Raw genomic sequence first — 10,461 nt, 5'->3', positions numbered from 1 at the left:
CTATCCCTCACCGCTGCCGGCTGGCTGCCGCCAGCCGTGGTCCGCGAGGCAATGACAGAGCTCGGCTTGGCCAAGGAGTGGATCGGCAAAGCCAACCGTGAGGACCAGACCCTGCCCGTCCTTCAGCTGCGCGAAAGCGCTCAACGACTCGGCCTGATCCGCAAAATCAAAGGCAGGCTCGTCCTCACATCTGCCACCAAGCGGCTGCTCGATGATCCCGCAGGCCTTTGGCTTTTCCTGGCACGAGTTCTTGCCCACCGGCACCGTCATGACTCCGAGCGCGACGCGGCGCTGTTACTCCTGCTCGAAGTCGCGGCAGGGAAACGAACCGGATGGGCTGACTACCTTGAAGCCGTCTCCTTCGGTCTCGGCGCGCTCGGTTGGAGCACCCGCACCGGAGCCGAACTGGAACAGAACACCGTTCAAGCCCTGCTAGTCGACGCCCAAGAAGTCCTGCTGAACCTCGGCATCTTCGACGACCGCTTCGGGCTCAAAGCCAACACCGTCAACACGCCAGGGCAAACCTTCGCCCGCGCAGCACTTCACTCATAACCACAACCAGCAAATCACCGACCCCGCGGCAACACACGTCCTCGGAGGCTAAATCGTGCAATTGAGGCACTGTATTCGCAGGTTCCCGACTACGCAGGCTCACCAGCACGCCCAAGTGGCTACTTTGGGGGTGTTAGAGAGGCGTTCCCAGAATGATAGTTTCTGTCGGCGGAGCCCCTCACTCTGGCATGGCGAAGCTCCGGTCAAATAGCGGTTGACCGGAGCTTCAATTCAGTGGGCGGCTCCAACCTTAGAGATGGCTGGAGAGGATCTTGATTTAGGCGAGAGTGAGGCTCCAGAGTTCGCGCGGATTAAGATCCCAGCCACCACCTTCAGTGGGTAGTTGACCAATAACGCTCTCCCGTCCGTGACCCCAGCGGTTGTTGTCCACGACGACAAGGTCCCCCGCCCTGAGTTGTACGCGAAGGGCAGCCCACTGAGCCGCCTCGGCCAACGATGCAACAACCTGGGTTACGTCGGCATCTGGCGCGATTCCCTGCAGGTGTTGGAGCAAGTCACTCTTAAGACGGACGCCGTAGTCATACTCGTGTTGTTTCGGTTCTATCGAGTAGGCAACTGAGCGCGTGACTCCGTCCGGATAAGGGATGCCAGATAGGAGCATCTTCAGCATCCGCAAGTAATCTAAGGGGTGAGCCTCGGATAGCCTCCGCAAGGCATCCGCCCAAGGCACTAGCAGGGACTCTCCATTCATTCCTTCTTCTCGGTCCTGCCAGCCGGGACTAGCCATCAGCATGCAGAAATACCGCGGTCTGAGTTCCAAAAGTGACTGCGAGGAATGCACGGCAAGCGGACCATCGATAGCGTGCGCTTCTCCACGTCGCGCTCCCTCGCGATCGTAACTGACCCGCCATATCGCGTCATGATCCGGGTGCGTGCCAGTGCCCCCTCCGTAGTACCTAAGCGGCGTGCCCAAGCGTTCCAGGAGGTGGATGAATTCGATCGCCGAAGCTGGGAAGCTTGTAACCCTGACGACGCCGCGCTCTCGCAGCACTGCGTCCATGTCCTTTGCCAGTAGCCCTATAGAAGTTGAGCCGTATTCGATATCGGTCAACCATGGCAGGCTCATCGGTGACTCTCCCTTATCTGGTTCATTTCTGCACCCGTGTGGGCAACGGCCTGGCCCATACGATCCTCTGGTGGATAGGGGATCACCTGCATTGACGCACCCGCACGTTCCCATGCCCTGGCCAGCTCAAGGTCAGGGCGATCGTGAAATCCCCTTGCGGAAGCCGCGCCCGATGAATTACCCGAAGGATGAGCGCCGACCATCATACGGCGCAACCAACGATCACGACCATCGAAGTTGGCCTTGAAAGGCGAGCGAGAGTGCACCGCCCGACGGTTGTCGAGAAGCAGCATGCCACCCTGTGCAAGCTTGCCTGAAACAGCAACAGCCTCCGCCGCCTTGTCCGCAGCTGCCATGGCGTGACGGGCCTCCTGCCCTACGGGGGTGGTGAGTTCCGGTTCAAATCGGAACTGGACCCCGACAGCATGTTCATCAAGGACCGGGATGACCGGCCGTGCATCATCATGCCGAATGGGTCGGCCTTCGCATTGGTAAGTGCCATGCATTCGGGCTAGATCCACGGCAAACATCGGCGCGGTCAGAGCCGCGATTTCCCGAGCGGTGAGTCGACTCTTGATGTCATTCAAGGATGCGATACTGGTCGCCGCTCTGCCGGCAGGATCTGCTCGTAGACAATGCAAGATCAGAAAGTCGGGCGGCGCAGGATGGAAAAACATCTCGGTGTGGAATCCAAGGGACACCGAGGAACTCTGGCTTGAGACCTGTTCCGCGTTCTTACTGGTCGGGTACACGTCATGCACAAGGCGCCCGGCCCGCTGATCACGAAAGGAGATGGGAAACCCAAGAGCGAGTGAGAACGTAACCATGATGAACTCACCCAAGGTGTTAGCCACCACATCCGTCATTTGGCCGACGCGCGGGGTGGGAGGCAGATCAGGGTCGACAGGAAGATTGGTTATGTAAACCTCAGGACGAGAAGTCATTCCCTCGGCGAACCGCTCGATCCTGTTCCTGGTGCACTCACTGAGCGCAGCCCAACCACTCTTGGCTTCCTCACGAAAGTCGGCGGGATCCACGCGTGGATCGCTAGTGGATCGCGTTGCTGCTTCCGCGAGCCTGGCTGACTCGTCGTCGTTCAGTGCGATCGTCGCCCACTCCTGGCAGACGCTTTTGACGAGGCTGGTAGTCATCTTTGTAGCCGCCTTTATCTCGATTCCGAATGAGTGGCTGAAAATTGTGAAGCCGCTATGCGGCCACGAAGGGCGGTGTTCTCACCGCTTTATAGAAAGGTGTGGGCCGCAAGTGCGGCCCACACCTTCTTTCCGATCAGCAGGCGTAACCGAAGTACCCCTGCGACTCCCAGGGATAGATGGACAACCGGAACCCGGAGCACCAACCCCTGTTCGCATACTGCTGCGCGAACCACCGATGTCCGTATGCCAGCGCGTAATACGCGGTCCGGATCTGAACCGGAGCCGATGCCGGAGGTGCCGGAACGCGACCGTTGCCCAAGTCTCGGGTTTCTGCCTTGCTGAGGTAGATCGTGCAGCGCCCGCCGCCGCAGTAGCCTACGGCTGCCTCCGCTGGCTGAGGAGCAACAATTGCTCCTCCTGTAGTAATGGCTGCAGCTAGCGCCAGCGCTGCTGCAGTGTTACGTATCTTCGTCCTAATCATCGAACCTGCCCTCTCCCTTTATCCCGATCCGCCTAATCGGTGATAGGAATATCGTGACCCGCGGCGCAGCACATCAACGCTGGCGGGACGTTTCTGAGACACTTGGGACGGAAGAGGGAATGCGTGCATGGAAAACGCCCGGGGCCTGTCGCGGCGGACGCCCATGAGCTCGCATTCGGACTGAGAAAATTCCGCGGACGCGTAGGCCTGCGGAGCTATGAGGAAATCCAGGCACGCTGGGCGGAAACAGCCCGTGGGACAGGTTCAGCATGCCCGGTTATTTCCCGCTCACAGCTCTCAAGGTACGAGCACGCCAACCTCCCGCCCTTGAAACACGCAGACCATTTGGACAAGCTGTACGGAGGGGGAGGATGGGTAGCTATGTCGATTAAGTCACTTTGGCGCAGCCGTTGGGATCCGTGGAGTGGAGACTCCGAAGAATGGGCCTGCAAAAACCACTTCGGCTGCTGGCCAGCTGACTACTCCGGAATGGTCTGGATCAAGATCAAGCCAAAGCCGACCGAGATAGACACTACGGTTGAGGTCGACCTGGAATGGGGCCCCTGGGGAAACACGATCACCGTAGACCTTCCAAAGGAAGGCGTCACGATCGCGACCGGGAAAGCCCGAGACGCCGATGGGATCAGTCGCACCTGTAACGTACAAGCGAATCGACCCGTTTTCACTCTGTTTGGAGCCGGCGAAGACCTCGACAATGAAAACGTCGTCGACGTACGGAGGGGATGGTCCATGCGCCATCCCGAGTGTGCGCCCAACGAACGGCAAAGCGGTCCGGCAGAGCCAACCCTCTTAGAGTAAGAAGTTACTAAACCACGGCCGAAACAGTAAGGTACGACTCCCTCTCGAGGGCCTCCCCTGTGTAAGTGCGAAGGCGCGTGTGGTCAGCGGCTGAGACCCTTCAGCGCCTGTTTAGGGGCGCCCGGAAGGGTGTGCGACTTTCGAGCTTTGTGGGCTTTGCTGTGCGTTGACGCGATGGCCGCTGCCGGCGGCGTCGCTTGGTCTCGGTCAGATTTGAGACGGGCTTGGACGGTTTCACGGTCTGCAACGTGGTCGAGGCCTCCCCTACGCTCGGCCGAGTCGTAGGCCGCGTCGGCTTGGGTTGGGATGCCGTCCTTTTGCCGTCACTCCCCAAGGATTTCCCAGCGTCGATAATGGCCGCTATGTAAACCCTCAGACGATGAGGCAACCCGTCCTGTCGCACTGTGGATCTTCTACTCGCGGGTCTCGTCCAGTCGAGCAGGGTCGCTAAACCTCCGCCACCGGAGCCGCGAACTGCGCCGCGTACAGCGCCGCATAGGCCCCGCCCGCGGCGAGCAGCTCCGCGTGCGTCCCCTGCTCCACGATCTGTCCGGCGTCCATCACCAGGATGAGGTCGGCGTCGCGGATGGTGGAGAGGCGGTGCGCGATCACGAAGCTCGTCCGGTCGGACCGCAGCGCACTCATTGCCTTCTGCACCAGCACCTCGGTGCGGGTGTCCACCGAGCTGGTGGCCTCGTCAAGGATCAGCACGGACGGCCGGGCCAGGAACGCCCGGGCAATCGTCAGCAGCTGCTTCTCGCCGGCGGAGACGTTGGAGCCCTCGTCCTCGAGCACGGTGTCGTAGCCCTCCGGCAGGGACCGGACGAACCGGTCCACGTACGTCGCCCGCGCCGCCTCCAGGATCTCCGCTTCGGTGGCGGCGGGCCGGCCGTAGGCGATGTTGTCCCGGATGGTCCCGCCGAACAGCCAGGTGTCCTGCAGCACCATGCCCATCCGCGAGCGCAGTTCATCGCGCGTCATCGCGGTGGCGTCCACGCCGTCGAGCGTGATCCGGCCGGCGTCGAGCTCGTAGAAGCGCATCATCAGGTTCACCAAGGTGGTCTTCCCCGCCCCGGTGGGCCCGACGATCGCCACGGTCTGCCCCGGCTCGGCCACCAGGCTCAGGTCCGCGATCAGCGGCTTGTCCGGTGTGTACGCGAAGGACACGTTCTCGAACACCAGCTTCCCCCGCGTCGCCGTGGGAGCCACCCCGGGCGCAGGATCCGGCGACTGCTCCTCGGTATCGAGCAGCTCGAACACCCGCTCGGCCGACGCCACGCCGGACTGCAGCAGGTTCGCCATCGACCCCAGCTGGGCCAGCGGCTGGGTGAACTGCCGCGAGTACTGGATGAACGCCTGCACGTCCCCCAGCTGCATCGTCCCGGACGCCACCTGCAGCCCACCCACCACGGCGATCCCCACATAGACCAGGTTTCCGATGAACGTCATGGCCGGCATGATCAGCCCGGAGATGAACTGGGCGCCGAAGCTGGCCTGGTACAGCTCCACATTCTTCTGCCGGAACGTCTCCTCCACCTCGCGCTGCCGGCCGAACACCTTCACCAGCGCGTGCCCGGTGTAGGTCTCCTCGATCTGGCCGTTCAGCTCGCCGGTGTGTTTCCACTGCGCCACGAACAGTTTCTGCGAGCGCTTGGCGATCACCGCCGTCGTCACCAGCGTCAGCGGAATGGTCACTAGGGCGATGATTGCCAGCGTCGGGGACAGGATGACCATCATCACCAGCACCCCCGCAACGGTCAGCACCGAGGTCACGGCCTGGCTGATGGACTGCTGCAGGCTCTGCGAAATATTGTCGACGTCGTTGGTCACCCGGCTGAGCAGCTCCCCGCGCTGCACGGTGTCGAAGTAGCGCAGCGGCAGCCGGTTGATTTTCGCCTCGATCCGTTCGCGCAGCCGGAACACTGTTCGCTGCACGACGCCGTTGAGGATATACGCCTGGATCCACATAAAGCCCGAGGCCAGCACGTACAACACCAGCGCCCACAGCAGCACGGAGGACAGCGCGGCAAAGTCGATCCCGGTACCGGGCGTCAGCGCCATAGCGCTGAGCATGTCCGCTTTCTGGTTCTCCCCCGCCGCCCGCAGCTGCGCGATCAGCTGCGCCTTGCTCACCCCGGCGGGCAGCTGCTTGGACACGACGCCGGAGAAGATCAGGTTCGTGCCCTCCCCCAGCAGCCGCGGGCCGATCACGGATAACGTCACGCTCACGACGGCGAGGATGAGTACCAGCGTCAGCCAGAGCCGCTCGGGGCGGAGTTCGCCCAGCAGCCGCTTGGCGGAGGGGCCGAAGTTCATCGCCTTCTCCGCCGGTATGTTCATTCCGGCGAACGGGCCGCCGCGGCCAGGGCCGCCGGCCGGGCGCGGGATCCGCAGCGGGGCCTCCTTGGCGCCGCCGGCACCGGTTCCGCCGGCAGTTCCGCCGGCGCCCGTGCCGGGCGTCTGCGACTCGACCTTGCTCACGCCGCCTCCTCCGCCGCGAGCTGGGAGTTCACGATCTCCTGGTACGTCTCCGAAGTCTCCAACAGCTCCTCGTGCGTTCCGTGCGCGACGATCCTGCCGTCGTCGAGCACCAAAATCTGGTCCGCGTCCGCGATGCTGGACACCCGCTGGGCGATGATCACCAGCGTCGCCCCGGCGGTGTGCCGCTTGAGCGCCTGCCGGAGCCGGGCATCCGTGGCCGTGTCCAGCGAGGAGAACGAGTCGTCAAAAATGTAGAGCTCGGGCCGTTTCACCAGCGCCCGGGCAATCGCGATCCGCTGCCGCTGCCCGCCGGAGACGTTGGTGCCGCCCTGCGAGATCGGCGCGTCCAGCCCGCCCTCCATCTCGCGGACGAAGTCCTCCGCCTGCGCGATGGCCAGCGCCCGCCAGAGTTCCTCCTCGGTGGCCTCGGGTTTGCCGTAGAGCAGGTTGCTGCGGACCGTGCCGGAGAACAGGTACGGCTTTTGCGGGACCAGGCCGATGTGCCCCCAGAGCAGGTCCGGGTGCAGTTCCCGCACGTCGACGCCGTCGATCCGCACCGAGCCGGACGTCGCGTCGAAGAGCCGCGGCATCAGGTTCACCAGGGTGGTCTTGCCGGAGCCGGTGGCCCCGATGATCGCCGTCGTCTGCCCGGCGCGGGCGGTGAAGCTGACGTCCGAGAGGACCGGCGCCTCGGCACCCGGGTAGGCGAACCCGACGTCGCGCATCTGAAGCTCGCCGCGGCCGGCGCCGGACAGGCTGATCGGGTGCTCGGGCGGGCGGACGCTCGATTCGGTCCCCAGCACCGCGCCGATCCGGTCCGCGGAGACGGCGGCGCGCGGGATCATGATGGCCATGAAGGTGGCCATCATGACGGACATCAGGATCTGCATGAGGTAGCTCAGGAACGCGATCATGGTGCCCACCTGCATGGAGCCGTCCTCGATCCGGAACGCGCCGAACCAGATCACGGCCACGGACGAGACGTTGAGCACCAGCATCACGGTGGGGAACGCGAGCGCCATCAGCCGGCCGGCGCGCAGGGCGGTGTCCGTGACGTCCTCGTTGGCCCGGGTGAAGCGGGCGGTTTCCACGTCCTCGCGGACGAAGGCGCGGACCACGCGGACGCCGGTGAGCTGTTCGCGGAGCACCCGGTTGACGGTGTCGATGCGGGTCTGCATGAGCCGGAACAGCGGCACCATCCGCGTGAGAATGAGCGCCACGGCCACCAGGAGCACGGGCACGCTGACCGCGATCAGCCAGGACAGCTGCACGTCCTGCCGGACGGCCATGATGACGCCGCCGATGCTCAGCATGGGCGCGGTGACCATGAGCGTGGCGGACATCAGCACCAGCTGCTGGACCTGCTGGACGTCATTGGTGGACCGGGTGATGAGGCTGGGCGCGCCGAACCTGGTGACTTCCTGCTCGGAGAATTCCGCGACCCGGGTGAAGATCGCGCCCCGGACGTCCCGGCCCAAGGCCATCGCGGCCTTCGCGCCGAAGTAGACGGCGGCGATGGTGCAGGCGACCTGCAGCAGCGTGATCATGAGCATCACCCCGCCGACGCGCAGGATGTAGTCCGTGTCCCCCTTCGCCACGCCCTGGTCGATGATGTCCGCGTTCAGGGTGGGCAGGTACAGCGACGCGATGGAGGCGGCCAGCTGGAAGACGACGACGGCGAGCAGCAGCCGGCGCTGCGGCCGCAGGTATTCGACGAGCAGTTTCCAGAGCATCCGGTCTCCCAGCCACGCACACTTCACTAGCGGTGATCCGAAGGTCAGTTTACGTCCGGAGGCCGGGAGCGGACCGGGTTCCTCTCAAGGCGAATCCGCTGTGTCTGCGCCCCGCCGCGGCCGAATGCGCCAATTAGGCCCAGCTCGCATTCCATCCCGGCGGAAGATGGCAACATGGGGACATGAACCCTGCTCACGGTGTTTCCGGCTTCTTCCGGCGTCCCGAGCCCATTAAACCCACGGCCGGTCAAGAATCGGTATGGGACTACCCGCGACCGCCAAGGTTTGAGCCTCGGTCCGAACGGGTCGTCGTGCGGCTTGGCGGGCAAGTGATTGCCGACACCACCGATTCAGTGCGCGTCCTGGAGACGAGTCACCCGCCTGTCTACTACCTGCCATTGGACTCGTTCCGTACCGGAGTGCTCGTCCCGGCCGAGGGAACCAGCTTCTGCGAGTTCAAGGGTGAAGCGCGGTACTTCGACGTCGTCGCCGGCGGCCTTGTCGTTCCCCGTGCCGGCTGGACTTACCCGGAACCCACCCGGGGTTTCGAGGCGCTCAGTACCCGGGTGGCCCTCTACCCCGGTCACATGGACTCCTGCGAGGTCGACGGCGAGCAAGTGACCTCCCAGGATGGTGATTTTTACGGCGGGTGGATCACCACGAAGATCGTCGGTCCGTTCAAGGGCGGCCCGGGCACTGCCGGGTGGTGAGAACACCGGTTTTGCGTTCCGGCAAGGTTTGCCCCCGCCTTCTGGGCTGCCCCTAAAGACCGCAGGCCGGTGTAGCTTGGCCTGATGCTGACCATTGGCTCGATCGTCATCCGGGTGGGCAACCTCGAACGCCAAATGAGGTTCTGGCAGGCCGCGCTGGGCTATGAACTGCGGCGCGAGCCCATCGACGACTTTGTCGTCCTGCAGCCGCCGGGCGGCGTCGGCACGTGTATCTCCCTGGACCGCGTGCCCGCTGCCGTCCAGGTTCCCCCGCGCCTGCATCTGGACCTGTATACCGAGGATCAGGACGCCGAAGTGCAGCGGCTCCTGGCCCTGGGCGCCACCCGGGTCGAGTGGAGCAAGCGGCCGGCGGATGCGGACTACGTGATCCTTGCCGACCCGGAAGGCAACCGCTTCTGCGTGGTGGACACCGCGCGCGACAACTCTGGGCCGCCTTCCCGGCAGCCCGGGACTTAGCCGTTCAGCACCACGTTGACCGGCGGTTCGCCCGCGAGCATGAGCTCGATCTGCCGCTGGACCAGCCGGCCCATCCGCGGGCGCATGGCCGAACTCGCCCCGCCCACGTGCGGGCTGATGATGACGCCGGGCGTCCGCCACAGCGGGTGGTCCTGCGGGAGCGGCTCGGGATCGGTGACGTCCAGGGCGGCACGGATCCGGCCCGTGGCGGTGTGCCGGACCAGCGCGTCGGTGTCCGCGACCGGTCCGCGGGCCACGTTGACAACCAGCGCGCCGTCGGGCATGGCCGCCAGGAAGGCGTCGTCGATGAGGTGGCGGGTGCCTTCGCTGAGCGGCACCCCTACGATGACGATGTCGTGCTCGGGCAGCAGGGTGAGCAGCTCCGCGATGCCGTGGACGTGGCCCCGCGGGTCCGTCCGTTCCCGGCTGGCCACCCGGGCCACGGTGGTTTCGAAGGGCAGCAGCCGGTCTTCGATCGCCTTGCCGACGCCGCCGTAGCCGACAATCAGCACGCGCCGGTCCGCCAGGCTGGCGGTGGGCCGGGTCTCCCACCGGCCCTCCTGCTGGTTCTGCAGCAGCCGCGGGAGCTCGCGCTGGCTGGCCAGGATCAGCGCCAGGGCCATCTCGGCGGTGGAGGTTTCGTGGACGCTGGCGGCGTTGGCGTACACCCGGCCCGGGGGCAGCCACTCCGTGACGCCGTCGTAGCCGATCGATTGGCTCTGCACGATCCCGGTTTCCACAGCAGCGAGGCCGCGCAGGACCTGCATGCCGCCCATGTAGGGCGGGACCACGATGTCGAGTCGCGGCCGGGGCGGTTCCCCCGACAGGTCCCACTCCAGAACGGTGACGTCGGGGTGGGGCTGGAGGTACTCACGCAGGGTCGCGTCGGGCAGGCTGACAGTAATTTTCCTCGGCATAGCTGCCAGCCTAGTGGTGCTTCAGCCGCCCAGTGGCGCTTACGGGGCAG

Annotated in this window: 8 protein-coding genes; 3 read left to right on the top strand and 5 right to left on the bottom strand. The window is 64.7% G+C overall.

Translation table 11 applies throughout. The annotated features are described in order from the left end of the window. Positions 1-51 precede the first annotated feature (51 nt). A complete protein-coding gene (locus AC50X9_RS00965; protein ID WP_494889166.1) occupies positions 52-552 on the top strand; it encodes a hypothetical protein in 501 nt (166 codons plus the stop codon). Positions 553-829: 277 nt separating this feature from the next. On the opposite strand, the gene AC50X9_RS00960 is transcribed toward AC50X9_RS00965, so the two are convergent. The 4 genes from AC50X9_RS00960 to AC50X9_RS00945 all read right to left on the bottom strand — a co-directional run bounded on the left by AC50X9_RS00960 (position 830) and on the right by AC50X9_RS00945 (position 8,307). Beyond that, positions 830-1,624: a TauD/TfdA family dioxygenase gene (locus AC50X9_RS00960; protein WP_494889164.1), complete on the bottom strand. Its 795-nt coding sequence runs from the start codon at positions 1,622-1,624 to the stop codon at positions 830-832. An 11-nt stretch (positions 1,625-1,635) separates the two neighbouring features. Continuing rightward, complete coding sequence (locus AC50X9_RS00955) at positions 1,636-2,790, bottom strand: TauD/TfdA family dioxygenase (protein ID WP_494889162.1); 1,155 nt, start codon at positions 2,788-2,790, stop codon at positions 1,636-1,638. Positions 2,791-4,540: 1,750 nt separating this feature from the next. Continuing rightward, entirely contained in the window at positions 4,541-6,574 is a 2,034-nt protein-coding gene (locus AC50X9_RS00950; RefSeq protein ID WP_494889160.1) for an ABC transporter ATP-binding protein, read from the bottom strand. Beyond that, the gene (locus tag AC50X9_RS00945) at positions 6,571-8,307 is read right to left on the bottom strand and encodes an ABC transporter ATP-binding protein (protein ID WP_494889158.1); all 1,737 of its coding nucleotides are present in this window, start codon (positions 8,305-8,307) and stop codon (positions 6,571-6,573) included. The genes AC50X9_RS00950 and AC50X9_RS00945 overlap by 4 nt, the downstream gene beginning before the upstream one ends. Positions 8,308-8,489: 182 nt before the next feature. Between AC50X9_RS00945 and AC50X9_RS00940 the strand changes: the two genes are divergently transcribed. Beyond that, positions 8,490-9,017: a DUF427 domain-containing protein gene (locus AC50X9_RS00940; protein ID WP_494889156.1), complete on the top strand. Its 528-nt coding sequence runs from the start codon at positions 8,490-8,492 to the stop codon at positions 9,015-9,017. An 84-nt stretch (positions 9,018-9,101) separates the two neighbouring features. Then, the gene (locus AC50X9_RS00935) at positions 9,102-9,494 is read left to right on the top strand and encodes a VOC family protein (RefSeq protein ID WP_494889154.1); all 393 of its coding nucleotides are present in this window, start codon (positions 9,102-9,104) and stop codon (positions 9,492-9,494) included. Here the strand turns inward: AC50X9_RS00935 and AC50X9_RS00930 are convergent. Then, the gene (locus AC50X9_RS00930) at positions 9,491-10,411 is read right to left on the bottom strand and encodes a 2-hydroxyacid dehydrogenase (RefSeq protein WP_494889152.1); all 921 of its coding nucleotides are present in this window, start codon (positions 10,409-10,411) and stop codon (positions 9,491-9,493) included. The genes AC50X9_RS00935 and AC50X9_RS00930 overlap by 4 nt on opposite strands. Positions 10,412-10,461: the final 50 nt, after the last annotated feature.

The organism is Pseudarthrobacter sp. HLT1-3 (genome assembly GCF_059383535.1).
The sequence above is the reverse complement of the archived record's forward strand: the minus strand, read 5'-3'. Positions and strand labels throughout refer to the sequence as shown.